This window comes from Leclercia sp. CFBP8987, assembly GCF_034044995.2.
GTDB classification, from domain to species: Bacteria; Pseudomonadota; Gammaproteobacteria; order Enterobacterales; family Enterobacteriaceae; genus Enterobacter; species Enterobacter tamurae.
In genome coordinates this window covers 2,589,118-2,613,795 of sequence record NZ_CM188255.1, presented here as the reverse complement: position 1 = coordinate 2,613,795, position 24,678 = coordinate 2,589,118, and the positions used below count along the sequence as shown (strand labels likewise).

The following is a 24,678-nucleotide window of genomic DNA, read 5'->3' as shown; positions in this document are numbered from 1 at the left end:
TATTGTCGTGTTTTGCGGCGCCTGTCACAGCGGACAAAGCGAATGTCACAGAGATAAAAGCGCATTCGGCAAAGCCATCTTAGACTGCGTTGACACCCTGCGAATAATAAGGAATCGCTATGTCTGATACACAGGTCGACGTACTGCCCAGCGTGCAGCAATTTCTGGATCGCCAACATGGCCTCTGGATTGAGGGAGGCCAGTCCGCCTCCGACAGCGAAAAGCGTCTGGAGATCTTTAACCCGGCCACTGGCCAGGTAATTGCCTCGACGGCCGATGCCAGCGCGCAGGATGTGGACCGCGCGGTGATGTCCGGCTGGCGTGCCTTCGTAGCCCGCAGCTGGTCAGGTAAACTGCCTGCGGAACGTGAACGTATTCTGCTGCGCTTCGCCGATCTGGTGGAGCAGCACACCGAGGAGCTGGCCCAGCTCGAGACCCTTGAGCAGGGTAAATCCATTAACATCTCCCGCGCCTTTGAAGTGGGCTGCACCCTGAACTGGATGCGCTACACCGCCGGGCTGACCACTAAAATTTCCGGTAAGACGCTGGATCTCTCCATTCCGATGCCGCAGGGGGCCCGCTATCAGGCCTGGACCCGCAAAGAGCCGATTGGCGTGGTGGCCGGGATCGTGCCGTGGAACTTCCCGCTGCTGATCGGCATGTGGAAAGTGATGCCCGCCCTGGCCGCTGGCTGCTCCATTGTGATCAAACCGTCGGAAACCACGCCGCTGACGTTGCTGCGCGTAGCTGAACTGGCTAGCGTTGCCGGGATCCCGGACGGCGTCTTCAACGTGGTGACCGGCAGCGGGGCGGTGTGTGGCACCGCGCTGACCAACCATCCGCATATCGCCAAAGTGAGCTTCACCGGCTCGACCGCCACCGGCAAACAGATTGCGCGCGCGGCCGCCGATCGCCTGATGGGGGTGACCCTGGAGCTGGGCGGTAAAAACCCGGCCATCGTCCTGAAAGATGCGGATCCGGCGTGGGTTATCGAAGGGCTGATGACCGGCAGCTTCCTGAACCAGGGCCAGGTCTGTGCGGCAAGCTCGCGCATTTACATCGAAGCGCCGCTGTTTGATACCCTCGTTAGCGGCTTTGAGCAGGCGGTGAAGTCCCTGAGCGTCGGGCCGGGAATGTCCCAGGAGGCGCACATCAACCCGCTGGTCTCCCGTGCCCACTGTGACAAAGTGCAGACCTTCCTCGACGAGGCGCAGTCGCGTCAGGCCGAGCTGATTACCGGTAACCGCGGTCCGAATGGTGAGGGCTACTACGTTTCGCCGACGCTGGTGGTCAACCCGGACGCCAGCCTGCGTCTGACCCGCGAAGAGGTATTTGGTCCGGTGGTGAACCTGGTGCGCGTGGCCGACGGCGAAGAGGCCCTGCGCCTGGCGAACGATACCGAATATGGCCTGACCGCCAGCGTCTGGACGCAAAACATCAGCCAGGCGCTGGAGTATACCGACCGCCTGCAGGCCGGCACGGTATGGGTCAACAGCCATACCCTGATCGACGCCAACCTGCCGTTCGGCGGCATGAAGCAGTCCGGCACCGGCCGCGATTTCGGCCCGGACTGGCTGGATGGCTGGTGTGAAACCAAATCGGTGTGCGTGAGGTATTAATGTTTTCTCCCTCTCCCGGTGGGAGAGGGTCGGGGTGAGGGCATCAGGCCGCACAATGCCCGTAGGCCGGGTAAGGTGCAGCCGCCACCCGGCAACAAACCGCACAGGCGTAAAAAAAACCGGGCAATTGCCCGGTTTATTGTTACTGCCCCTCTTTCTTCTTGCCCAAAGACGGCGTTTCGTCGAAGAAGTTCCAGGGTTTGAGCAGGGTATGCACCCACTCGGTTGGCATGATCGGCCACTCCTCCGCCCGCGCCACGTGGGTCGTACCGGTGGTCATCCACACCACGTTATCCTGCTTATCCAGCGACTCGTTATCCTTGCTGAACTGGCCCAGCCCCTGATCCTGGCTGGAGCGGTTCGGGAATTTGCCTTCCGGGTACATCTCGTTCGGATGGTAGCGGGTCACCCAAAGCTGTTTATCCATAAAGCTCAGACGGTGATAGATCCACTCATCCGGAGCGAACTTCGCGCCGGTGGCCACCGGGTGCGTACCGCCCGCATACGGGATGATCTGGTAGGAGACCGGGTTGCCCATGCGGTTCTCCTTGCTGGTGTTGCTCAGCAGACGAATGGTGCCCGGGTCAAATTTTTGCGCCGCCTGCTGCTCGGTATCGATGTTGTACTGGTTGATCTGCAGGGTACTGGTACGTGGGCCGCCCGCGGTGTTCGGCTTCACCTCCGGATCCATCGCCACCAGGCTGTTGCTGGTGCCATCCACGTCCATATCCAGACGGAAGTTATAGATGTGCTGATGGGTGGTACCGACGATGTTGTGGTCGATCAGGGTCCCGTATTTGGTATCCTCTTTGGCGCTCGGGTCGTGCATGGTTTTCGCCGTTACCCCTTTCACCGCTTCGATACCGGTCGCCCCGGCATCGATGCCGATGGTGCCGTTTTCGTGGAACACCCAGTCGAAGATGTAGTCATAGTTGCCGACGGTACTGATCCAGCGCACTACCAGCTCACGACGCTCGGTGCTGACGTTCGGCTGATTCATCTCCTGATGCTTATACTCCGGCCCGGCGTAGCGTTCGAAAATCGCCATCGCCCGCGGGATCTCCATCGGCGCTCCGGTGTAATCCGGGATGGTCTGATTCAGCAGCACGGCATTGGACGGCACATCTTTGCCGCGCACCAGCGGTGAGGTCAGGGTACCCATCCCGTAGTCGCCGGAGTCGAGATAAGCTTTGAAGTACCAGCCCACGTCCGGGTCGCCGTAAGGCACGATCATCCCCCCCAGCGATCCTTCATACATCACCTGGCGTTTTTTGCCGTTGTCGTTAAAGGTCACGGTGGAGATGATGGGCCCGACGCGGGAGTCGAGGCTCAGATGGAAGTCCCAGTTCTGCCAGTGGATCATATTGCCGGTGATGGTGTAGTTCTTGCCTTCCGGCTCGGTGATCTCCAGCGGTTTATGGACGACCGGCTCGCGGTCGCGGCCGTCATAAGGACGAGGCTCCATCGGTACCGGGACAATCGCACCTTCTTCGATTTTAACGATCTTCTTCTCGATCAGATCCACCACCGCGACCAGGTTTTCAATCGGGTGCGCCCAGTAGTTACCGTCGCCCGTGTCCAGATAGCTCACCACTTTCAGCAGGCGATCTTCCTGCTTCAGACCATCTTTGCCGTCAAAGTAGCCAACGGTCAGCGGGGTGGTCATCACCTTGCCCGGGTCATTGATACCGCGTTTTTTCAGCGCGTCGGCATACTCCTGGCTGCCGGTGACGATCTTCTGTACCGCCATAAAGTCATCCAGCAGCACCATGCCGTGGGCATCTTTAATCGGCTCCCAGTGCATGATTTTCTTATCTTTCAGATCCACCAGCGCTTCGATAACGAATTTGCCGTCCAGCATGGTGATATTGGCCTGGCGCGGCGCATCCACCGCCGTGCCGTTCAGCACGAAGTCCCACACTTTGGCTTTTTCCGGCTCGGCCAGGGCGATCTGGGTAAAGCGGGTATTGGGTTTAAAGTCCGGCGAGGCTTTCACAATCTCGACAGCCTGTTTAATTTCATCTGCTGACAGGGCATTCAGCGGGTGCGGGGTCTTCTCCACCTGGAAGGTCTGGTCGAGGCCGGACTGGAACACATCGTTGACAAAGGTATCGGAGATCCAGGCCTTGTTGTCCTTCATTACCACCGGTGCCTGTAGGGTGAGCGGTTTACCATTGACGATGGCGGTGGTTGCGCCCGGCTTCACTTTGATGAATGCCCCGTCTTTGCTGATGGTGTAGATCCCGGCATAGTCATCCCATTTCACATCAGCGCCAAATTCGGCCAGGGTTTTGTCCATCTCGACCATATGCGCCGCGCTACCGTGAGCCAGCACCTGACCGGAAAAGAGACAAGCAACGGCCAACGCCAGCGCCGTTTTACGTGGAGAAAAGATTGAGGAGCTTCCCATGATTAACCTCTGTTGTATGTGTTGTTATCCACTCGGGACCGCTGTTCTGCGCGCGGTTTATTCATTGCCAACATAGCAATATCGCTGTGCGTACCGTTTGCCTGCATTTGCCAGATGTTTTGTCAGATGTGCCAGAAGCCGGGTAACGTGCGCGACGTTACCCGGTGGGAAGGGGATCAGGCGTCAAAATCGCCGTGCTGGCGGGAGACGAGGGTCAGGATCGAATAGAGCGCCACCGGCTGCTGATGCTGATTGACGATCTCAACCGACCACTCCACCACGCCGGTCGGTTTCTCTTCCGCCGTGCGCTGTTTCTTCAGGGTCTTGCGCTTACAGGTCAGACGCACCTGAATGGTATCGCCCGGTTTCACCGGCTCGATAAAGCGCAGGTTTTCCATGCCGTAGTTGGCGATCACCGGCCCGACGCCCGCATCGACGAACAGCCCGGCCGCGGCGGAGATCAGGAAGTACCCATGCACCACGCGCTCGCCAAAAATCGACTCCGCCGCGCCAATCTTGTCCATGTGGGCGTAGAAATGATCCCCACTCAGGCAGGCAAAGTTAACGATATCGGTCTCGGTCAGGGTACGACGCGGCGTCAGCAGGCTGTCGCCCGGCTGCAGCTCTTCGAAGTATTTGCGGAACGGATGAACGCGATCCTCCTGCACCTGGGCGCCACGCACCCACTGCTGGCTGATGGCGGCCAGCATGCTCGGGCTGCCCTGGATCGCGGTGCGTTGCAGGTAGTGTTTCACCGCCCGCAGACCGCCCAGCTCTTCGCCACCCCCGGCACGGCCCGGACCGCCGTGCACCAGCTGCGGCAGCGGGGAGCCGTGGCCGGTGGACTCTTTGGCCGACTCTTCGTTGAGGATCTGGATACGCCCGTGGGCCCGCGCGGCCCCAGCGATGAACTGACGCGCCAGGCGCAGATCGGCGGTCACCAAAGTCCCGGCGAGGCTGCCTTCCCCGGCGCGGGCCAGGGCCATGGCGTGCTCGCGGTCCTGATACGGCATCAGGGTGGCGACCGGGCCAAAAGCTTCGGTAGCGTGTACGGCCGGGGTTTCGTCCGGCTGCGGGCAGAACAGCAGCGTCGGCGGGAAGAAGGCCCCGGCGGCATTCAGGTCGGCTTTACCGCCCAAACGGATCTGACAGCCTGCCGTCACTAAGGCATCCACCTTCTCCTGCACGTCAGCGCGCTGGTCGGCGTTGACCAGCGAACCCATCTTGATCCCTTCCTGGGCCGGGTCACCTACGGCCACTTTCTCCAGTCGGGCGATCAGCGCCTGGCTGACGGCCTCTACCTGCGCCTGCGGCACAATAATGCGGCGGATGGCGGTACATTTCTGTCCGGCCTTGGCCGTCATCTCCCGCACCACTTCGCGGATAAACAGGGCAAACTCCGGCTGCTCTGGCGTAACGTCATCCCCCAGCACGCAGCAGTTCAGGGAGTCGGCCTCCATGGTGAACGGAATCGATTTGGCGACGATATTCGGGTGAACGCGCAGCATCTGGCCGGTGACGGCGGAACCGGTAAAGGTCACCACGTCCTGATGATCGAGCTGGTCGAGCAGATCCCCCGCGCCGCCGCAGATCAGGTTGATGGCGCCGTCCGGCACCAGGCCGCTGTCGACAATCGCTTTTACCATCGCCTGGGTCACCTGGGCGGTGGCGGTGGCCGGTTTGATGATTGCCGGCATCCCCGCCAGCCAGGTTGGAGCCAGTTTTTCCAGCATCCCCCAGCAGGGGAAGTTAAAGGCGTTGATGTGGACGGCCACGCCGGATTTCGAGGTCAGGACGTGACGGGCGGCAAAACCGCCTTCTTTCGACAGGGGGATCAGTTCATCTTCCGGCCACAGGGTGTCGTCCGGCAGTTCGCGGCTGCCGAGGCTGGCGAAGGTGAACAGCGTCCCAATCCCGCCCTCGATATCCACCCAGCTGTCGGCGCGGGTCGCTCCGGTCTGCGCGGAGAGGGCATAGAACACCTCTTTCTGGCTCATCAGATGTTTTGCCACCGCTTTCAGCATTGCGGCGCGCTCGATAAAGGTCATGGCGTGAAGTGATTCACCGCCTTGCTCAATGGCGTAACGACGCGCGGCGGCCATATCCAGCCCTTCGCTGGTGACCTGCCAGAGGGTTTCGCCGCTGATAGCGTGCTGAATAGTGCGCTCACGGCCCCGGCCAGACTGCCAGGTGCCGGACAAAAAGCTGGCTAACTGCTGCATTTTTCTCTCCGAGTGGTTCGTGATTTCACTATAGATAGTTTGATTATGAATCATAAAATGCAAGGGATGTTTTAATGATTTGTTAACAGTGTGATCTTGTCTGACTATTCCCGCTCTCTGTTTCCCGCCGCAGAAGGGGCTCAGCAAAAGGCTTGCGAGCCGCATCACAAAATAAACAAACACTCCTTGGGGTTATATTTAACCTTTGTGTAACTTTTAAGAAACGAAGTGATTCATCATTGAATGAAATTTACCAGTTAAACGAATCATAAAGGTGATGACGTGACGGAAGAACAACGCTTTGAACAGCGAATCGCGCAAGAGACGGCCATCGAGCCGCAGGACTGGATGCCTGACGCGTACCGCAAGACGCTGATCCGGCAGATTGGTCAGCACGCCCATTCCGAAATTGTCGGCATGCTGCCGGAAGGGAACTGGATCGCCCGCGCCCCGACGCTGCGCCGCAAGGCCATCCTGCTGGCGAAAGTGCAGGATGAAGCCGGACACGGTCTCTATCTCTACAGCGCGGCGGAGACGCTGGGCTGCGCCCGGGAAGACATCTACCAGAAGATGCTCGACGGCAAGATGAAGTACTCCTCGATCTTCAACTACCCGACCCTGAGCTGGGCTGATATCGGCGTGATTGGCTGGCTGGTGGATGGCGCGGCCATCGTTAACCAGGTGGCGCTGTGCCGTACTTCGTATGGTCCTTATGCCCGGGCGATGGTGAAAATCTGTAAAGAGGAGAGCTTCCACCAGCGTCAGGGCTTTGAAGCCTGTATGGCGCTGGCTCAGGGCAGCGAGGCCCAGCGGCAGATGCTGCAGGACGCCATCAACCGTTTCTGGTGGCCAGCGCTGATGATGTTCGGGCCAAACGACGACAACTCGCCGAACAGCGCCCGCAGCCTGGCCTGGAAGATCAAACGCTTTGGTAACGACGAGCTGCGTCAGCGCTTCGTCGACAACACCGTGCCGCAGGTGGAGATGCTGGGGATGACCGTCCCGGATGCGGATCTGCACTTCGATGCTGAAACCGGTCACTACCGTTTCGGCGAGATCGACTGGCAGGAGTTTGACGAGGTGATCAACGGCCGCGGCGTCTGCAATCACGAACGCCTGGCCGCCAAGAATAAAGCCTGGGAAGAGGGGACGTGGGTGCGCGAAGCCGCCCTGGCGCACGCAGAAAAACAACACGCCCGCAAGGTCGCGTAAGGGGAATCACGATGAGCAAAACATACTGGCCGTTATACGAAGTCTTTGTCCGCAGCAAACAGGGTCTGTATCACCGTCACGTCGGCAGCCTGCACGCCGCCGACGACCGCATGGCGCTGGAAAACGCGCGCGATGCTTATACCCGCCGCAGCGAAGGCTGCTCCATCTGGGTGGTGAAGGCGAGCGAAATCGTTGCCTCGCAGCCGGAAGAGCGCGGCGAGTTTTTCGATCCGGCGGAAACCAAGGTTTATCGTCATCCCACTTTCTACACCATCCCTGATGGCATCGAGCACATGTGAGGTCCGGGATGAAAACGTTAACGCACTATGTTCTGCGTCTGGGTGATAACGGCCTGGTGCTCTCTCAACGTCTGGGGGCCTGGTGTGGCCACGCCCCGGAGCTGGAAATTGACCTCGCGCTGGCCAATATCGGCCTCGACCTGCTGGGCCAGGCACGCAACTTCTTAACCTACGCCGCCGAACTGGAAGGGGCGGGCGATGAAGATACGCTGGCCTTCCAGCGCGACGAACGCCAGTTCAGCAACCTGCTGCTGGTGGAGCTGCCGAACGGCAACTTCGCCGACACTATCGCCCGGCAATACTTTATCGACGCCTGGCACGTGGCGCTGTTTACCCGTCTGACGAACAGCCGGGATCCGCAGCTGGCCGCCATCGCCGCCAAATCCATCAAAGAAGCGCGCTATCACCTGCGCTTCAGCCGTGGCTGGCTGGAACGCCTGGGGAACGGCACCGCCGTCTCCACGCAGAAAATGCAGCAGGCGGTCAACGACCTGTGGCGCTTCACCGCCGAACTGTTCGAAGCCGACGAGATTGACTTAGCCCTGGTGGCCGAGGGTATCGCCGTCGATCCGCGCAGCCTGCGTGACGAATGGGAAGCGGAAGTCTTTGCCGGGCTGAACGCGGCGACGCTGAGCGTGCCGGAGGAGTCGGCCTACCGCAGCGGCGGCCGTAAAGGGCTGCACACCGAACATCTGGGACCGATGCTGGCAGAGATGCAATATCTGCAGCGCGTCAATCCCGGCCAGCAGTGGTAGAGCAGGAGAGCGCTATGCAACGTTTCGCTGAACCCGCACCCGCCGCGGTCCCGCAGATCTGGTCCCTGTTAAGCCAGATCCCGGACCCGGAGATCCCGGTGCTAACCATTACTGATTTAGGGATGGTGCGCAGCGTGACCCCGCAGGGTGAGGGCTGGGCCATCGGCTTTACGCCGACCTATTCCGGCTGCCCGGCCACCGACCACCTGATGGGGGCTATCCGCGACACGTTGACCGCCCACGGCTATGGACCGGTGCAGATCAGCATCCAGCTCGACCCGGCGTGGACCACCGACTGGATGACCCCGGACGCCCGGGAGCGTCTGCGCCAGTACGGCATCAGCCCCCCGGCCGGTCACAGCTGCCACGCGCATCTGCCTGCCGAGGTGACCTGTCCGCGCTGCGCCAGCACCCGTACCACGATGATCAGTGAATTTGGTTCCACGGCCTGTAAAGCGCTCTATCGCTGCGACAGCTGCCGGGAACCCTTCGACTATTTCAAATGTATCTGAGGTCGCCATGACAACGTTTCACTCCTTAACGGTGGCAAAAGTAGAACCCGAAACCCGCGATGCGGTGACCATTACCTTCGCGGTTCCCCAGGCGTTGCAGGAGGCGTATCGCTTCCGTCCGGGCCAGCATCTGACCCTGAAAGCCCATCTGGCGGGGGAAGAGCTGCGCCGCTGCTACTCCATCTGCCGCAGCGTACAGCCGGGCGAGATCAGCGTGGCGGTGAAAGCCATCGACGGCGGGCGCTTCTCGCGCTATGCCCGGGATGAGATCACACAGGGGATGGCGCTGGAGGTGATGGTTCCCCAGGGCCACTTTGGTTATCAGCCCCAGGCGGAACGCGAAGGCTGCTACCTGGCGATTGCCGCCGGTTCCGGCATCACCCCGATGCTGGCGATCGTCTCCAGCACCCTGAAAACCGAACCCACCAGCCAGTTCACCCTGATCTACGGCAATCGCAGCAGCCAGAGCATGATGTTCCGCCAGGCGCTGGCCGACCTGAAGGACAGCTATCCGACCCGCCTGCAGGTGGTCAATATCTTCAGCCAGGAGACGCTGGACAGCGAGCTGCTGCACGGCCGCATCGACGGCGAAAAATTGCAGGCGCTGGCGAAACATCTGATCGACTTCAGCCAGTTTGACGAGGCCTTTATCTGCGGCCCGGCGGCGATGATGGACGAGGCCGAGCAGACCCTGAAAGCGCTGGGCATGCCGGAAAAATCCTTGCATCTGGAACGCTTCAACACCCCGGGCACCAGCGTAAAACGCGCCCACACCGTGCAGGTGGAGGGCCAGAAAGTGACCGTGCGCCAGGACGGACGCGACCGCGAGATCACCCTTACCGCCGACGACGAGAGCATTCTCGACGCCGCCCTGCGTCAGGGGGCGGATCTGCCGTACGCCTGCAAGGGCGGGGTCTGCGCCACCTGCAAATGCAAAGTGCTGCGCGGGAAAGTGGATATGGCGACCAACTACAGCCTCGAGCCGGACGAACTGGCGGCGGGCTACGTTCTGAGCTGCCAGGCCCTGCCGTTGACCAGCGACGTGGTGGTGGACTTTGACGCGAAGGGGATGGCATGAGCGACCTGATTGTTACCCGTCAGGGTCGGGTTTTGCACCTGACTCTCAACCGCCCGGCGGCCCGCAACGCTCTTAACAATGCGTTGCTGAGCGAGCTGGCGATCACCCTCGAAGCTGCGGCTGACGACCGCGAGATTTCGGTGTGTGTGATTTCCGGCAACGAACGCTTCTTTGCCGCCGGGGCCGATCTGAATGAAATGGCGGAAAAAGATCTGGCCGCCACCTTGAACGATATTCGTCCCCAGCTATGGGGGCGGATCAACGCCTTCAGCAAACCACTGATCGCCGCGGTCAACGGCTACGCGCTGGGCGCAGGCTGCGAACTGGCGCTGCTGTGCGACGTGGTCATCACCGGAGAGAATGCCCGTTTCGGCCTGCCAGAAATTACGCTGGGCATCATGCCCGGCGCGGGCGGCACCCAGCGCCTGATCCGCAGCGTCGGCAAATCGCTGGCCAGCAAAATGGTGCTGACCGGGGAGAGCATTACCGCCCGTCAGGCGCTGGCCGCGGGTCTGGTGAGCGACGTTTATCCCGACGCCCTGACCCTGGAATATGCCCTCCAGCAGGCGGCGCTGATGGCGCGCCACTCTCCGCTGGCTTTACAGGCCGCGAAGCAGGCGTTACGCCAGTCTCAGGAGGTGCCCCTGCAGGCCGGGCTGGCCCAGGAGCGTCAGCTCTTTACCCTGCTGGCGGCCACCGAGGATCGCCGCGAGGGCATTGATGCCTTTCTGCAAAAACGCACCCCCGACTTTAAAGGACGCTAACCATGGATTTCATTCTGAGTCACGTTGAGCAGGGGGTAATGACCCTTACCCTGAACCGCCCGGAGCGTCTCAACAGCTTCAACGAGGAGATGCATCTGCAGCTGGCGGCGTGCCTGACCCAGGCCGAGCGCGACGACAGCGTGCGCTGCCTGCTGGTGACCGGTGCCGGACGCGGTTTTTGCGCCGGACAGGATCTCAACGACCGCAACGTCGACCCGAACAGCCCCGCGCCGGACCTCGGGATGTCGGTGGAAAGATTTTATAACCCGCTGGTTAAGCGCCTGGCAAAACTGCCCAAGCCGGTGATCTGCGCGGTGAACGGCGTGGCTGCCGGGGCCGGTGCCACCCTGGCGCTGGGCTGCGACATCGTGATCGCCGCCCGCTCGGTGAACTTTGTGATGGCCTTCAGCAAGCTGGGTCTGATACCAGATTCCGGCGGGACCTGGCTGCTGCCGCGCCTCACCGGCCGCGCCCGGGCGATGGGTCTGGCCCTGCTGGGGGAGAAGATCAGCGCTGAACAGGCGCACGCCTGGGGGATGATCTGGCAGGTGGTGGATGATGCTGAACTGAACGACACCGCCCGCCAGCTGGCGATGCATCTCGCTTCGCAGCCGACCTTTGGCCTGGGGCTGATCAAGCAGGCGATCAACGCCGCCGAAACCAACACCCTGGACGCACAGCTGGATCTGGAGCGTGACTATCAGCGCCTGGCCGGACGCAGCGCCGACTACCGGGAAGGCGTCAGCGCCTTCCTCAACAAACGCGCGCCGCAGTTTACGGGGAAATAAGATGACGACAATTCATACCGTGGCGGTGATTGGCAGCGGCATCATGGGGGCGGGGATTGCCGAAGTGGCGGCCAGCCACGGGCATCCGGTGCTGGTGTATGACATCAATGCCGGGGCCATCACACGCGCCATTGACGGCATCCGCACCCGTCTGGAGTCCCGCGTGGCGCGGGGCAAGCTGAGCGCCCAGGCCTGCGAGCAGACGCTCCAGCGCCTGAACCCGGTCACCGACATTCACGCCCTGGCGGCGGCCGACCTGGTGATTGAAGCGGCCTCTGAGCAGATGGAAATTAAAAAAGCGCTCTTTGCTGAACTGGCAGAGATCTGCCCGGCCAACACGCTCCTGACCAGCAACACCTCCTCTATCTCGATCACCGCAATTGCCGCCGACCTGCGCCACCCCGAGCGCGTGGCCGGGCTGCACTTCTTTAATCCGGCCCCGGTGATGAAGCTGGTGGAGGTGGTGAGCGGTCTGGCGACCTCGGAAGAAGTGGTGGCGCAACTGAGCGAGCTGGCGGTGAACTGGGGTAAACAGCCGGTGCGCTGCCAGTCCACCCCGGGCTTTATCGTTAACCGCGTGGCGCGTCCGTACTACGCCGAAGCCTGGCGGGCGCTGGAAGAGCAGGTGGCCGCCCCGGAAATTATCGACGCGGCGCTGCGCGACGGCGCGGGCTTCCCGATGGGGCCGCTGGAGCTGACCGACATGATCGGCCAGGACGTCAACTTCGCCGTCACCTGTTCAGTATTTAACGCCTTCTGGCAGGAGCGCCGTTTCCTGCCGTCGCTGGTGCAGCAGGAGCTGGTGCTGGCCGGGCGCTTCGGTAAGAAGAGCGGCCAGGGCGTCTACAACTGGCGCAGCGAGAGGCCTGCCGTGAACTGGCTGGAGACTGTTGGCGACACATGGAGCGCCATGAGCGTGCAGCGAAGAAGTGACGGTGTCACCGAAATTGACGGCCTGCTGCTGATCGAGACCCAGGGCGAGACTGCCCAGGCGCTGGCGAACCGTTACGGCCAGCCGGTAGTAGTCATCGATCGGCAAGAAGGGGATGTAGCGGTGATTGCCGCCGCGGCCAGCAACCCGGCATCCGCTACCCTGAAAGCGGTCCGGCATCTGCAGCAGCAGGGCAAGCGCGTCCTGCAGGTGGCGGATTATCCCGGTCTGCTGATCTGGCGCACGGTGGCGATGATCGTCAACGAAGCCCTCGACGCCCTGCAAAAAGGGGTTGCCAGCGAACAGGATATCGATACCGCCATGCGCCTCGGGGTGAACTACCCGCGCGGCCCGCTGGCGTGGGGAGAACAGCTTGGCTGGCAGCGTCTGCTGATTCTGCTGGAAAACCTGCAACGCCACTACGGCGAAGAGCGTTACCGTCCGTCATCCCTGCTGCGCCAGCGCGCGCTTCTGGAGAGTAGCTATGAGTCATAACGCCTGGCGCAACGCCCGCGCCATGTATGAAAACGATGCCTGCGCCCAGTCCTGTGGCATCGACATTATCGAGATGGATGACGGCGTCGCCGTGCTGACCATGACCGTCACCCCGCAGATGCTCAACGGCCACAAAAGCTGCCACGGTGGCCAGCTGTTTACCCTCGCCGATACGGCCTTCGCCTACGCCTGTAACAGCCAGGGGCTGGCGGCGGTGGCCTCGGGCTGCACCATCGATTTTGTGCGTCCGGCCTTTGCCCATGACAGGCTCACCGCCACCGCGCAGGTGCGCCATCAGGGGAAACAGACCGGCGTGTACGACATTGAAATTGTTAACCAACAGCAAAAAACCATTGCCCTGTTCCGTGGGAAATCCCACCGCATCGGCGGCACTATTACAGGAGAAGCATAATGCGTGACGCCTTTATTTGTGACGGGATCCGAACCCCTATTGGCCGCTATGCCGGGGCATTATCCGGCGTGCGCGCGGACGATCTGGGGGCTATCCCCCTGCGCGAGCTGCTGGTGCGTAACCCGGGTCTGGACGCGGAACGCATTGATGACGTGATTTTTGGTTGTGCCAACCAGGCGGGGGAAGACAACCGCAACGTGGCGCGAATGTCCCTGCTGCTGGCCGGGCTGCCGCAGACCGTCTCCGGCACCACCCTCAACCGCCTGTGCGGCTCCGGCCTGGATGCGCTGGGCTTTGCTGCCCGCGCCATTCGCGCCGGTGATGGTGACCTGATGATCGCCGGGGGCGTGGAGTCGATGTCACGCGCGCCCTTCGTGATGGGAAAAGCCACCAGCGCCTTCCAGCGTCAGAATGAAATCTTCGATACCACCATCGGCTGGCGTTTTGTGAACCCGCTCATGGCGCAGCAATTTGGTTCTGACAGCATGCCGGAAACGGCAGAGAATGTAGCAGAATTGTTAAAGATTTCCCGTGAAGATCAGGACGCCTTTGCTTTCCGCAGCCAGCAGCGCACCGCTCAGGCTCAGGCCAACGGCATCCTGGCCCAGGAGATCGTCCCGGTGATGATTAAAGGCAAAAAAGGGGCGGTGACCGAAGTGATGCATGACGAACATCTGCGTCCGGATACCACCCTGGAGATGCTGGCCGGGCTGAAAGCCCCGTTCCGCGCCGGTGGCGTGGTCACCGCAGGTAATGCCTCCGGCGTGAACGACGGTGCCGCAGCGCTGATTATCGCCAGCGAGGAGATGGCCGCGGCGCAGGGCTTAACCCCGCGTACCCGCATCGTGGCGATGACCACCGCCGGGGTGGAACCGCGTCTGATGGGGTTGGGCCCGGTGCCGGCCACCCGCCGCGTGCTGGAGCGCGCCGGGCTTAGCATCAACGATATGGACGTTATCGAACTGAATGAAGCCTTTGCTTCGCAGGCGCTGGGCGTGCTGCGTGAGCTGGGGCTGCCGGACGATGCTCCCCATGTGAACCCTAACGGGGGCGCGATTGCCTTAGGCCATCCGCTGGGGATGAGCGGAGCCCGTCTGGCGCTGGCCGCCAGCAACGAGCTGCACCGTCGGAAAGGGCGTTATGCGCTCTGCACGATGTGCATTGGTGTCGGTCAGGGCATTGCCATGATCCTTGAGCGTGTCTGAACAATTATAAAAATGTGAGTACCCTACAATGACAATCACAACGACAACTAAGCTGGATCCGATCGAAACCGCGTCCCTGGATGAACTGCAGGCCCTGCAAACCCAGCGCCTGAAGTGGACCTTAGAACACGCTTATAACAACGTCCCGATGTACAAACGTAAGTTTGATGCGGCGGGTGTCCATCCTGACGATTTCAAAGAGTTAGCGGATATCCGCAAGTTCCCGTGCACCACCAAACAGGATCTGCGCGACAACTATCCCTTCGACACTTTCGCAGTACCGATGGAGCAGGTGGTGCGTATTCATGCCTCCTCGGGCACTACCGGCAAACCGACCGTGGTCGGCTACACACAAAACGACATTGATAACTGGGCCAACATTGTGGCGCGCTCCCTGCGGGCCGCAGGCGGCAGTGCGAAAGATAAAATTCATGTGGCTTACGGTTACGGACTCTTTACCGGCGGACTGGGGGCGCACTACGGTGCCGAGCGTTTAGGCGCGACGGTGATCCCGATGTCCGGCGGCCAGACCGAGAAACAGGCCCAGCTGATCCGCGACTTCCAGCCGGACATGATCATGGTGACGCCATCCTACTGCCTCAACCTGATCGAAGAGCTTGAGCGCCAGATGGGCGGCGATGCCAGCCAGTGCTCCCTGCGGGTCGGTGTGTTTGGTGCCGAGCCCTGGACCCTGGCGATGCGCCGCGAAATCGAGAAGCGCCTCGGCATTACCGCCCTTGACATCTACGGCCTCTCCGAAGTAATGGGCCCGGGCGTGGCGATGGAGTGTATCGAAACCGCCGACGGCCCGACCATCTGGGAAGATCACTTCTACCCGGAAATTGTCAACCCGAACGATGGCACGCCGCTGAACGACGGCGAGCAGGGCGAACTGCTGTTCACCACCCTGACCAAAGAGGCGCTGCCGGTGATCCGCTACCGCACCCGCGACCTGACCCGCCTGCTGCCGGGTACCGCCCGCACCATGCGCCGTATGGATCGCATCAGCGGTCGCAGCGACGACATGCTGATCATCCGCGGCGTGAACGTCTTCCCGTCCCAGCTGGAAGAGGAGATCGTCAAGTTCGAGCACCTGTCGCCGCACTATCAACTGGAGGTGAATCGTCGGGGCCATCTTGATTCGCTTTCGGTGAAGGTGGAGCTGAAACAGAGCAGCTTAACCCTGACCCACGAGCAGCGCTGCCACGTGTGCCATGAGCTGCGCCATCGCATCAAGTCGATGGTAGGGATCTCCACCGACGTGACCATTGTCAACTGCGGCAGCATCCCGCGTTCCGAAGGCAAAGCCTGTCGCGTCTTCGACCTGCGTAAGGTTGCCGCCAACGGTTAATTCCGGCCTGCCGACCCTCTCCGTATTGGGGAGGGTCAGGCTTTTGGGGCTATGCTATGATTCATCCGACATAATAATCACAACAGAATGAATCACATGAGTAAACTCGACGCCTTTATCCAGCACGCAGTCAGTTCCGTTCCCGTCAGCGGCACCTCGTTGATCTCCTCCCTGTACGGTGATGCGCTGTCGCATCGCGGCGGCGAAGTCTGGCTGGGAAGCCTGGCGGCACTGCTGGAGGGAATGGGATTTGGTGAACGCTTCGTGCGCACCGCGCTGTTCCGCCTGAACAAAGAGGGCTGGCTGGATGTGGTCCGTATCGGCCGACGCAGCTTTTACCGCCTGAGCGACAAAGGGCTGCGCTTAACCCGTCGCGCCGAGGCAAAAATTTACCGCGCAGAATTACCGGCCTGGGACGGCAAATGGTTGCTGCTGCTCTCCGAAGGGATGGACAAAGCCACGCTGGCGGATGTGAAAAAGCAGCTGATCTGGCAGGGGTTCGGCACTCTGGCACCCAGCCTGATGGCCTCGCCATCGCAGCAGCTGGCAGACGTGCAGACGTTACTGCACGAAGCGGGGGTGGCCGAGAACGTCATCTGCTTTGAGGCGCATTCGCCGCTGGCGCTCTCCCGCGCCGCGCTGCGCTCCCGGGTGGAGGAGTGCTGGCAGCTCAGCGAGCAGAACGGCATGTATGAAACCTTTATCGACTCGTTCCGTCCGCTCCTGCCGCTGCTGCGGGAGGCCACCCCGGATGAGCTGACGCCGGAACGCTGCTTCCAGATCCAGCTGCTGCTGATCCATTTTTATCGCCGGGTGGTGCTGAAAGATCCGCTGTTGCCTGAAGAGTTACTCCCGTCGCACTGGGCAGGCCAGACGGCCCGCCAGCTGTGCATCAACATTTATCAGCGCGTCGCGCCGGGTGCGCTGGCGTTTGTCAGTGAGAAAGGCGAGACCAGCGTCGGCGAACTGCCGTCGCCGGGCTCTTCTTACTGGCAACGCTTCGGCGGCCTGACGCCTGCGTAAAGGAGGTAGTGTGCCTGTATATCAAATCGATGGGATGACCCCGGTTGTTCCGCCAGAGAGTTATGTCCACCCGACCGCGGTGCTGATTGGCGATGTGATCCTTGGCAAGGGGGTCTACGTGGGGCCCAACGCCAGCCTGCGCGGTGATTTTGGCCGTATCCTGGTGAAAGACGGAGCCAATATCCAGGATAACTGCATCATGCACGGTTTCCCGGAGCAGGATACGGTGGTGGAGGAGGAGGGCCATATTGGTCATGGCGCGATCCTGCACGGTTGCATCATCCGCCGCAATGCGCTGGTGGGGATGAATGCGGTGATCATCGACGGGGCGGTGATTGGCGAAAACAGCATTGTTGGCGCGGCCGCGTTTGTGAAAGCGAAGGCGGAAATGCCGGCCGACCATCTGATCATCGGCAGCCCGGCGAAAGCGATCCGGGTGCTGAGCGAGCAGGAAAAAGCGTGGAAAAAGCAGGGCACCCGGGAGTATCAGACCCTGGTGGATCGCTGCAAACAGACGATGCATCAGGTGGAGCCGCTGCACGAGGTGGAACCGGACCGTAAGCGGCTGGTGTTTGATGAAAATCTGCGGCCCAAATCCGCCGGTTGAGCGGCAAAACCCGCTTCATAACGAGATTGGGATCACGTAAATATCTGTTTTTATGATATTAAACAAGAAAATATAATAGGCCTCAATCTGAGGGTTGACACTGCGTCTATAATGAGTAAATTAGAACTCAGCACCACAGAGAAATAAATGTTTCACGGTGCGGTAATAGAGCAGTAACGAGATGCGATAAAGGCCACGAAGTAGTGTAGTTTGGGTCCTGGTAATAAGTAAACGCCAGTGTGAACACGCTTTCAGGCCATGCAGTAAATCAGTACGATCGCATGATGGGGAAGTTAACGCGATGATGTAAGGCCTTGTTTCAAAGAGTAATGGTCGCGACTTGGGTACGTAAGTATGGCGTTAAGAATATCGCGACGCAATTAAGGCAACGCATCAAGAGTATATATCGCGTGGGTGATGTACACGACAGGAAAAAATGTTATTTCACATACTTATCGAAGGAGGTAGCGTTAACTGGTTTAAACGGTAATCCTGTGAGAATACGTACATCTTTGAAGTTTTAGTGTGTAATTAAGTTGATGAATGTTAATTATTAATTTGGTAGTACCCTAAAAGCCCCGGCAAAATATCGCTGGGGCTTTTTCATTTCTGCAGAGTTAATTCCCGTCCCGCTGTTGATGGTGTAAAAACGACCATTAATGTGCAGCCAGTTCGTAAAAGAAGGCCGGGTTTGCCTGGATCGTGGCCAGCACTTTTGCCGCCAGGCCCGTAGGGTTACGTCGTCTGGATTCCCAGCTTTTGATAGTGTCCACGCTGGTGCCCAGCGCTTTTGCCATTTCAGCCTGGGAAACGTTGAGTTGCTCTCTGATCGCCTTCACATCGGCAATCTCATAGCGGGTGACACGGGCAGGGGCTTTGGTCCCGTTTTTGATCTCTACCGCCTCTTCCAGAGACGTTTTCAGTTCGTCAAAAAAATTCATTTCATACCTCATTTTTCAGTAAGGTTGTCAGTTTCTTGAGTTCAGACTTTTCTGCATCAGTCAGATTCTCTTTGGCGCTTTTCGGATAAGCGAGCACTAGCCAGATAATCTCCCGCGTTGCCAGAAGGTAAATCACCCTGGCGCTACCGCTTTTACCCTGAGTGCCCGTTGCCATCCGGACTTTTCGCAGCCCGCCGGTATGCTGGATGACATCGCCTTTGTCCGGAAAGGCAATGAGCTCTCTTTGTAATGTCAGAAGCTCATCATCAGTCGCGATCTGTTTAATTTGCCGCGTAAACAGTGACGTCTCGATAAATTCTATTGCATGGCACACGATACTCTCTCCATGTAAGGTACCACGTACACCCCTTGGTGTACATAGTACAGGTCCATAATTATTTTGCTGCCAGAGAACGCGTGAACTAAAACGATCTCTGATGCTGGCTGGCATTGTATGAAGCGTGGGAAGAGTGTGCTGAAAAGCGTGCTGACTCTACGAGGCGTCTCGTAAAGATGCGAGAGAAGGCAGGGAAAATAAAAAACTCCCACCGGGCGGTGGGAGTGGGAAATCTTATGCTGCTACCAAGCTGTCGATCGCGGCTTTCGCGTCGGACTGGGCTTTGGTTGCCACTTCCGGACCGTATGCGATACCTTCAGCAAACACGAAGTTCACGTCGGTAATGCCGATGAAGCCCAGGAACACGGACAGATACGGGGCAATCAGGTCAGTTGGGGTATCTTTGTGAATACCACCACGGCTGGAGAGCACAACCGCACGCTTACCGGTAACCAGACCTTCCGGCCCTTTCTCGGTGTAGCGGAAGGTGACGCCAGCACGGGCAATCAGGTCAAAGTAGTTTTTCAGCTGCGTCGGGATGTTGAAGTTATACATCGGGGCGTTAATCACGATCACGTCGTGCGCCTGCAGCTCAGCAATCAGCTCATCAGAGAGCGCCAGCGCTTCCTGCTGACGCGGGGTCAGCGGCGCATCGCTCGGACGCAGAGCACCTACCAGTTCACCATCCAGTACCGGGATTGGCTGAGCGGCCAGATCGCGGACGGTGATTTCGTCACCGCTGTGCTGTTCACGCCACTGTTCAACGAAATAATCAGACAGCTGACCAGACTGAGAGTACCCTGCCAGAATACTGGATTTAAGAACTAATACTTTGCTCATGGGTGATTCCTTTTATGTATTTGATAAGGGGGGTTGCCCCGTTGCTTGCTGACACTTTATTCACAATCCTGTCGCAGGGATAGCGCAATATATCGAAGCCTATGTTCGAATTTTTTGAATAAGGCGCAAAAACCACCGATGTGGTACTCTATATCAATCATTAAAAAGAGATTTTATCCGGCAGTGCACTGCCCGTTAACGCTATGACAGAACAACAGAAATTAACCTTCCCGATGCTGATGCAACAGCTGGAATCGCTGATGCTGCGTGACAAACAGCGATTTGCCCGCCGTCTGCACGGGGTCAAGAAGGTTAAAAATCCTGATGCACAACAGGCTATCTACCAGGAGATGGCGAAAGAGATTGAACAGGCTGCCGGTAAGGTCGTGCTGCGCGAAGCCGCGCGTCCGGCGATCGCCTACCCGGAAAACCTGCCCGTCAGCCAGAAGAAGCAGGAGATCCTTGAAGCCGTGCGCGATCACCAGGTGGTGATTGTGGCGGGGGAGACCGGCTCGGGTAAAACCACTCAGCTGCCAAAAATTTGTATGGAGCTGGGCCGCGGGCTCAAGGGTCTGATCGGCCACACCCAGCCGCGGCGTCTGGCGGCGCGTACGGTAGCGAACCGTATTGCCGAAGAGCTGCAAAGCGAGCCGGGCGGCTGTATCGGCTATAAGGTGCGATTCAGCGATCACGTCAGCGACAACACCATGGTCAAACTGATGACCGACGGGATCCTGCTGGCGGAAATTCAGCAGGACCGGCTGCTGATGCAGTACGACACCATCATCATCGATGAAGCGCACGAGCGCAGCCTGAACATCGACTTCCTGCTGGGCTATCTGCGGGAGCTGCTGCCGCGTCGTCCGGATCTGAAAGTGATCATCACCTCGGCCACCATCGACCCGGAACGTTTTTCGCGCCACTTCAACAATGCGCCAATCATTGAAGTCTCCGGTCGAACCTGGCCGGTGGAAGTGCGCTACCGTCCGATGGTGGAAGAGGCCGACGACACCGAGCGCGATCAGCTCCAGGCCATCTTCGATGCGGTGGACGAGCTGGGCAACGAAAGCCCGGGCGATATCCTGATCTTTATGAGCGGCGAGCGCGAAATCCGCGATACTGCCGACGCGCTCAGCAAGCGCGACCTGCGCCATACCGAAATTTTGCCGCTGTATGCCCGTCTGTCCAACAGCGAGCAGAACCGCGTGTTCCAGTCTCACAGCGGCCGCCGCATCGTGCTGGCGACCAACGTGGCGGAAACCTCCCTCACCGTGCCGGGCATTAAATATGTTATCGATCCCGGCACGGCGCGTATCAGCCGCTACAGCTACCGCACCAAGGTGCAGCGCCTGCCGATTGAGCCGGTATCCCAGGCCTCGGCTAACCAGCGTAAGGGCCGCTGCGGACGCGTCTCGGAAGGGATCTGTATTCGTCTCTATTCCGAAGACGACTTCCTGTCGCGCCCGGAATTTACCGACCCGGAAATTCTGCGTACCAACCTCGCGTCAGTCATTCTGCAGATGACCGCTCTTGGGCTGGGGGATATCGCCGCCTTCCCGTTTGTCGAAGCGCCGGATAAACGCAATATCCAGGACGGCGTGCGCCTGCTGGAAGAGCTGGGGGCAATCACCACCGACGAGCAGGCCACGGCCTACAAGCTGACCCCGCAGGGGCGTCAGCTCAGCCAGCTACCGGTGGACCCACGTCTGGCGCGGATGGTGCTGGAGGCACAAAAACATGGCTGCGTGCGTGAGGCGATGATCATCACCTCGGCGCTCTCCATTCAGGATCCGCGCGAACGTCCTATGGACAAGCAGCAAGCCTCCGACGAGAAGCACCGCCGCTTCCACGACAAAGAGTCCGACTTCCTCGCCTTTGTGAACCTGTGGAACTACATCGGGGAGCAGCAGAAAGCGCTCTCCTCGAACCAGTTCCGCCGCCAGTGCAAGCTTGATTTCCTCAACTACCTGCGGGTGCGCGAGTGGCAGGATATCTACACCCAGCTGCGCCAGGTGGTGAAAGAGCTGGGTATTCCGGTGAACAGCGAACCGGCAGAGTACCGCGAGATTCACATCGCGCTGCTGACCGGTCTGCTGTCGCATATCGGGATGAAAGATGCCGACAAGCAGGAATTTACCGGCGCGCGTAACGCCCGTTTCTCCATCTTCCCGGGCTCCGGCTTGTTCAAGAAGCCGCCGAAGTGGACGATGGTGGCCGAGCTGGTAGAGACCAGCCGCCTGTGGGGGCGCATTGCCGCACGCATCGATCCGGAGTGGGTCGAGCCGGTGGCCCAGCATCTGCTGAAACGTTCGTACAGTGAACCGCACTGGGAGCGGGCGCAGGGCGCGGTGATGGCCACCGAAAAGGTCACCGTCTACGGCCTGCCGGTGGTGGCCGCACGCAAAGTTAACTACAGCCAGATCGACCCGGCGCTGTCCCGCGAGCTGTTTATCCGCCACGCGCTGGTGGAGGGCGACTGGCAGACCCGTCACGCCTTCTTCCGCGAAAACCTGAAGCTGCGCAGCGAAGTGGAAGAGCTGGAGCACAAAACCCGTCGCCGCGACATCCTGGTGGATGACGAGACGCTGTTTGAGTTTTACGACCAGCGCCTCAGCCACGATGTGGTCTCGGCCCGCCACTTCGACAGTTGGTGGAAGAAGGTCAGCCGCGACACCCCGGATCTGCTCAACTTTGAAAAGAGCATGTTGATCAAAGAGGGGGCGGAGCAGGTCAGCAAGCTCGATTACCCGAACTTCTGGCATCAGGGCAACCTCAAGCTGCGCCTGAGCTACCAGTTTGAACCGGGCACCGATGCCGACGGCGTCACCGTTCACATCCCGCTGCCGCTGCTTAACCAGGTGGAAGAGAGCGGTTTCGAGTGGCAAATTCCCGGGTTGCGCCGGGAGCTGATTATCGCCCTGATCAAATCTCTGCCGAAGCCGGTGCGGCGTAACTTTGTCCCGGCTCCGAACTACGCCGAGGCGTTTTTAGGCCGCGTGACGCCGCTGGAGCTGCCGCTGCTGGATTCGCTGGAGCGCGAGCTTAGGCGTATGACCGGCGTAACCATCGACCGCGAAGAGTGGCACTGGGATCAGGTGCCCGATCACCTGAAAATCAGCTTCCGCGTGGTGGACGAGAAAAACAAGAAATTGCAGGAAGGCCGTTCCCTGACCGAACTGAAAGACGCCCTGAAAGGCAAAGTGCAGGAGACCCTCTCTGCCGTGGCCGACGACGGGATCGAGCAGAGTGGGCTGCATATCTGGAGCTTTGGTCAACTGCCGGAAAGCTACGAGCAGAAGCGCGGCAACTACAAGGTGAAAGCCTGGCCGGCGCTGGTGGACGAGCGCGACAGCGTGGCGATCAAGCTGTTCGATAACCCGCAGGAGCAGCAGCAGGCGATGTGGCGCGGGCTGCGCCGTTTACTGCTGCTGAACATCCCGTCGCCGATCAAGTATCTGCACGAGAAGCTGCCGAACAAAGCCAAGCTGGGACTCTACTTTAACCCGTACGGCAAGGTGCTGGATCTGATCGACGACTGCATCTCCTGCGGCGTGGACCAGTTGATCAACGCCGCGGGCGGGCCGGTGTGGACCGAAGAGGGCTTTGCGAAGCTGCACGAAAAAGTGCGCGCTGAGCTCAATGAGACGGTGGTCAACATTGCGAAGCAGGTCGAGCAGATCCTCACCGCAGTGTTCAATATCAACAAGCGCCTGAAAGGGCGGGTGGATATGACCATGGCGCTGGGGCTGTCGGATGTGAAGGCCCAGATGGCCGGGCTGGTCTATCGCGGGTTTGTCACCGGCAACGGCTACAAGCGTTTAGGGGATACGCTGCGTTATCTGCAGGCGATTGAAAAACGTCTGGAGAAGATGGCCATCGATCCGCACCGCGACCGAGCGCAGATGCTGAAGGTGGAAGCGGTGCAGCAGCGCTGGCAGCAGTGGCTGAATAAGCTGCCACCTGCCCGTCGCGATGACGAAGATGTGCAGGAGATCCGCTGGATGATCGAAGAGCTGCGCGTCAGCTTCTTTGCGCAGCAGCTGGGGACGCCGTATCCGATCTCCGACAAGCGTATTTTGCAGGCGATGGAGCAGATTTCAGCCTAAAAAACGCCGGGCGGCGCATTCGCTTGCCCGGCCTACGGAGTCCTGTAGGCCCGGTAAGCGCAGCGCCACCGGGCATTTCCTCAGCCGTTGACCACTGCCAACGTAAACCCATCCCACCCCTTTACGCCCACCGTCTGGAGCGCCGTGGCGGTCAGGCGCGGGTTATCGCCAATCATCTCAATAAAGCGTCGCACGCCGTGCACCCGGGCATCATCGCTCTGGCCGTTAATCACTTCCCCGTCACGCACCACGTTGTCACCGATGATTAACGTCCCGGGCCGGGAGTAGTGCAGGGCCCACTCCAGATAGCCCGGGTTATTCGGTTTGTCGGCATCGATAAAGATCAGATCAAACGGCGGGATGGTGTCGAAGCGTTCAAGGGAGAGCAGCGCCGGGCCTTCAATCAGCTCAATGCGAGAGTCCAGCCCCGCCAGGTGGATGTTCTGGCGCGCGACCTTCGCGTGAACCGGATCGGCCTCAAGGGTAATCAGCTGCCCGTCCGGCGGCAGGGCGCGCGCCATCCAGATGCTGCTGTAGGCCCCCAGGGTGCCAATCTCCAGAATGCGCCTGGCCTGGGTCATGCGCACAAACAGCGCCAGCAGCTGCCCCTGATTGGCGGCGACGTCGTGCGCCGGTAAACCGGCACGCTGGTTATTTTCCAGCACCTGCTGGAGCACCTCATCCTGAGGAATAAGCTCGGAAATGATGTAATTATCGACGGCAGACCACTGTTGTTGCATAGATTGACCCCTTAGTGAGAGTTTTGCCCGG

General features: G+C 59.9%; 21 protein-coding genes. 15 read left to right on the top strand and 6 right to left on the bottom strand.

What is annotated here, in order from left to right; genetic code table 11:
• Positions 1–119 precede the first annotated feature (119 nt).
• A complete protein-coding gene (locus tag SOM40_RS12505) occupies positions 120–1,619 on the top strand; it encodes an aldehyde dehydrogenase family protein (RefSeq protein WP_320530064.1) in 1,500 nt (499 codons plus the stop codon).
• 142 nt (positions 1,620–1,761) lie between these two features.
• Here SOM40_RS12505 and tynA read toward each other — a convergent pair whose 3' ends face one another.
• Together tynA and paaZ are read right to left on the bottom strand one after the other, a co-directional pair.
• On the bottom strand, positions 1,762–4,029 hold the full coding sequence (gene tynA / locus SOM40_RS12500) for a primary-amine oxidase (protein WP_320530063.1): 2,268 nt from the start codon (positions 4,027–4,029) through the stop codon (positions 1,762–1,764).
• A 176-nt stretch (positions 4,030–4,205) separates the two neighbouring features.
• Positions 4,206–6,251: a phenylacetic acid degradation bifunctional protein PaaZ gene (gene paaZ / locus SOM40_RS12495; RefSeq protein ID WP_320530062.1), complete on the bottom strand. Its 2,046-nt coding sequence runs from the start codon at positions 6,249–6,251 to the stop codon at positions 4,206–4,208.
• A gap of 282 nt (positions 6,252–6,533) precedes the next feature.
• Between paaZ and paaA the strand changes: the two genes are divergently transcribed.
• The 13 genes from paaA (at position 6,534) to paaY (ending at position 17,683) form a co-directional block, all read left to right on the top strand.
• On the top strand, positions 6,534–7,463 hold the full coding sequence (paaA, locus tag SOM40_RS12490) for a 1,2-phenylacetyl-CoA epoxidase subunit PaaA (RefSeq protein ID WP_312995962.1): 930 nt from the start codon (positions 6,534–6,536) through the stop codon (positions 7,461–7,463).
• 11 nt (positions 7,464–7,474) lie between these two features.
• On the top strand, positions 7,475–7,762 hold the full coding sequence (gene paaB / locus SOM40_RS12485) for a 1,2-phenylacetyl-CoA epoxidase subunit PaaB (RefSeq protein WP_320530061.1): 288 nt from the start codon (positions 7,475–7,477) through the stop codon (positions 7,760–7,762).
• 8 nt (positions 7,763–7,770) lie between these two features.
• A complete protein-coding gene (gene paaC / locus SOM40_RS12480) occupies positions 7,771–8,517 on the top strand; it encodes a 1,2-phenylacetyl-CoA epoxidase subunit PaaC (RefSeq protein WP_320530060.1) in 747 nt (248 codons plus the stop codon).
• Positions 8,518–8,531: 14 nt separating this feature from the next.
• Entirely contained in the window at positions 8,532–9,029 is a 498-nt protein-coding gene (paaD, locus tag SOM40_RS12475; protein ID WP_106993068.1) for a 1,2-phenylacetyl-CoA epoxidase subunit PaaD, read from the top strand.
• Between the two features lie 7 nt (positions 9,030–9,036).
• Positions 9,037–10,107, top strand: a complete 1,071-nt coding sequence (paaE, locus tag SOM40_RS12470) for a 1,2-phenylacetyl-CoA epoxidase subunit PaaE (RefSeq protein ID WP_312995970.1) — start codon at positions 9,037–9,039, stop codon at positions 10,105–10,107.
• Entirely contained in the window at positions 10,104–10,871 is a 768-nt protein-coding gene (gene paaF, locus SOM40_RS12465; protein WP_320530059.1) for a 2,3-dehydroadipyl-CoA hydratase PaaF, read from the top strand. Before paaE ends, paaF begins: the two co-directional genes overlap by 4 nt.
• A 2-nt stretch (positions 10,872–10,873) precedes the next feature.
• Positions 10,874–11,659: a 2-(1,2-epoxy-1,2-dihydrophenyl)acetyl-CoA isomerase PaaG gene (gene paaG, locus SOM40_RS12460; protein ID WP_320530058.1), complete on the top strand. Its 786-nt coding sequence runs from the start codon at positions 10,874–10,876 to the stop codon at positions 11,657–11,659.
• 1 nt (position 11,660) lies between these two features.
• Positions 11,661–13,085 carry a 3-hydroxyacyl-CoA dehydrogenase PaaH gene (paaH, locus tag SOM40_RS12455; protein WP_320530057.1) on the top strand — a complete coding sequence of 475 codons (1,425 nt, stop codon included), beginning with the start codon at positions 11,661–11,663 and terminating at the stop codon, positions 13,083–13,085.
• The gene (gene paaI, locus SOM40_RS12450) at positions 13,075–13,497 is read left to right on the top strand and encodes a hydroxyphenylacetyl-CoA thioesterase PaaI (protein ID WP_225758659.1); all 423 of its coding nucleotides are present in this window, start codon (positions 13,075–13,077) and stop codon (positions 13,495–13,497) included. Before paaH ends, paaI begins: the two co-directional genes overlap by 11 nt.
• On the top strand, positions 13,497–14,702 hold the full coding sequence (pcaF, locus tag SOM40_RS12445) for a 3-oxoadipyl-CoA thiolase (protein WP_320530056.1): 1,206 nt from the start codon (positions 13,497–13,499) through the stop codon (positions 14,700–14,702). Before paaI ends, pcaF begins: the two co-directional genes overlap by 1 nt.
• Before the next feature lie 34 nt (positions 14,703–14,736).
• Complete coding sequence (gene paaK, locus SOM40_RS12440) at positions 14,737–16,053, top strand: phenylacetate--CoA ligase PaaK (RefSeq protein WP_106993550.1); 1,317 nt, start codon at positions 14,737–14,739, stop codon at positions 16,051–16,053.
• 87 nt (positions 16,054–16,140) lie between these two features.
• Positions 16,141–17,076, top strand: coding sequence for a phenylacetic acid degradation operon negative regulatory protein PaaX (paaX, locus tag SOM40_RS12435; RefSeq protein ID WP_225758661.1), 936 nt, complete (start codon positions 16,141–16,143; stop codon positions 17,074–17,076).
• Positions 17,077–17,086: 10 nt separating this feature from the next.
• Positions 17,087–17,683, top strand: coding sequence for a phenylacetic acid degradation protein PaaY (gene paaY / locus SOM40_RS12430; protein WP_320530055.1), 597 nt, complete (start codon positions 17,087–17,089; stop codon positions 17,681–17,683).
• A gap of 656 nt (positions 17,684–18,339) precedes the next feature.
• Here the strand turns inward: paaY and nadS are convergent.
• The 3 genes from nadS to azoR all read right to left on the bottom strand — a co-directional run bounded on the left by nadS (position 18,340) and on the right by azoR (position 19,801).
• Positions 18,340–18,624 carry a NadS family protein gene (nadS, locus tag SOM40_RS12425; RefSeq protein ID WP_262661521.1) on the bottom strand — a complete coding sequence of 95 codons (285 nt, stop codon included), beginning with the start codon at positions 18,622–18,624 and terminating at the stop codon, positions 18,340–18,342.
• 1 nt (position 18,625) lies between these two features.
• Positions 18,626–18,958: a type II toxin-antitoxin system RelE/ParE family toxin gene (locus SOM40_RS12420; protein WP_313824658.1), complete on the bottom strand. Its 333-nt coding sequence runs from the start codon at positions 18,956–18,958 to the stop codon at positions 18,626–18,628.
• Positions 18,959–19,195: 237 nt separating this feature from the next.
• A complete protein-coding gene (azoR, locus tag SOM40_RS12415; protein WP_106993057.1) occupies positions 19,196–19,801 on the bottom strand; it encodes an FMN-dependent NADH-azoreductase in 606 nt (201 codons plus the stop codon).
• 203 nt (positions 19,802–20,004) lie between these two features.
• On the opposite strand from azoR, the gene hrpA reads away from it, so the two are divergent.
• Entirely contained in the window at positions 20,005–23,907 is a 3,903-nt protein-coding gene (gene hrpA / locus SOM40_RS12410) for an ATP-dependent RNA helicase HrpA (RefSeq protein ID WP_320530054.1), read from the top strand.
• Positions 23,908–23,987: 80 nt separating this feature from the next.
• Here hrpA and SOM40_RS12405 read toward each other — a convergent pair whose 3' ends face one another.
• On the bottom strand, positions 23,988–24,647 hold the full coding sequence (locus SOM40_RS12405) for an O-methyltransferase (RefSeq protein ID WP_320530053.1): 660 nt from the start codon (positions 24,645–24,647) through the stop codon (positions 23,988–23,990).
• Between the last annotated feature and the right edge of the window lie 31 nt (positions 24,648–24,678).

Coding starts and splice junctions, on each gene's coding strand:
- paaF (WP_320530059.1), top strand. CDS start 10,104: ATGAGCGACCTGATTGTTACCCGTCAGGGTCGGGTTTTGCACCTGACT.
- paaE (WP_312995970.1), top strand. CDS start 9,037: ATGACAACGTTTCACTCCTTAACGGTGGCAAAAGTAGAACCCGAAACC.
- SOM40_RS12505 (WP_320530064.1), top strand. CDS start 120: ATGTCTGATACACAGGTCGACGTACTGCCCAGCGTGCAGCAATTTCTG.
- paaG (WP_320530058.1), top strand. CDS start 10,874: ATGGATTTCATTCTGAGTCACGTTGAGCAGGGGGTAATGACCCTTACC.
- tynA (WP_320530063.1), bottom strand. CDS start 4,029: ATGGGAAGCTCCTCAATCTTTTCTCCACGTAAAACGGCGCTGGCGTTG.
- pcaF (WP_320530056.1), top strand. CDS start 13,497: ATGCGTGACGCCTTTATTTGTGACGGGATCCGAACCCCTATTGGCCGC.
- paaZ (WP_320530062.1), bottom strand. CDS start 6,251: ATGCAGCAGTTAGCCAGCTTTTTGTCCGGCACCTGGCAGTCTGGCCGG.
- paaX (WP_225758661.1), top strand. CDS start 16,141: ATGAATCACATGAGTAAACTCGACGCCTTTATCCAGCACGCAGTCAGT.
- SOM40_RS12405 (WP_320530053.1), bottom strand. CDS start 24,647: ATGCAACAACAGTGGTCTGCCGTCGATAATTACATCATTTCCGAGCTT.
- paaC (WP_320530060.1), top strand. CDS start 7,771: ATGAAAACGTTAACGCACTATGTTCTGCGTCTGGGTGATAACGGCCTG.
- paaD (WP_106993068.1), top strand. CDS start 8,532: ATGCAACGTTTCGCTGAACCCGCACCCGCCGCGGTCCCGCAGATCTGG.
- paaB (WP_320530061.1), top strand. CDS start 7,475: ATGAGCAAAACATACTGGCCGTTATACGAAGTCTTTGTCCGCAGCAAA.
- paaI (WP_225758659.1), top strand. CDS start 13,075: ATGAGTCATAACGCCTGGCGCAACGCCCGCGCCATGTATGAAAACGAT.
- azoR (WP_106993057.1), bottom strand. CDS start 19,801: ATGAGCAAAGTATTAGTTCTTAAATCCAGTATTCTGGCAGGGTACTCT.
- hrpA (WP_320530054.1), top strand. CDS start 20,005: ATGACAGAACAACAGAAATTAACCTTCCCGATGCTGATGCAACAGCTG.
- paaH (WP_320530057.1), top strand. CDS start 11,661: ATGACGACAATTCATACCGTGGCGGTGATTGGCAGCGGCATCATGGGG.
- nadS (WP_262661521.1), bottom strand. CDS start 18,624: ATGAATTTTTTTGACGAACTGAAAACGTCTCTGGAAGAGGCGGTAGAG.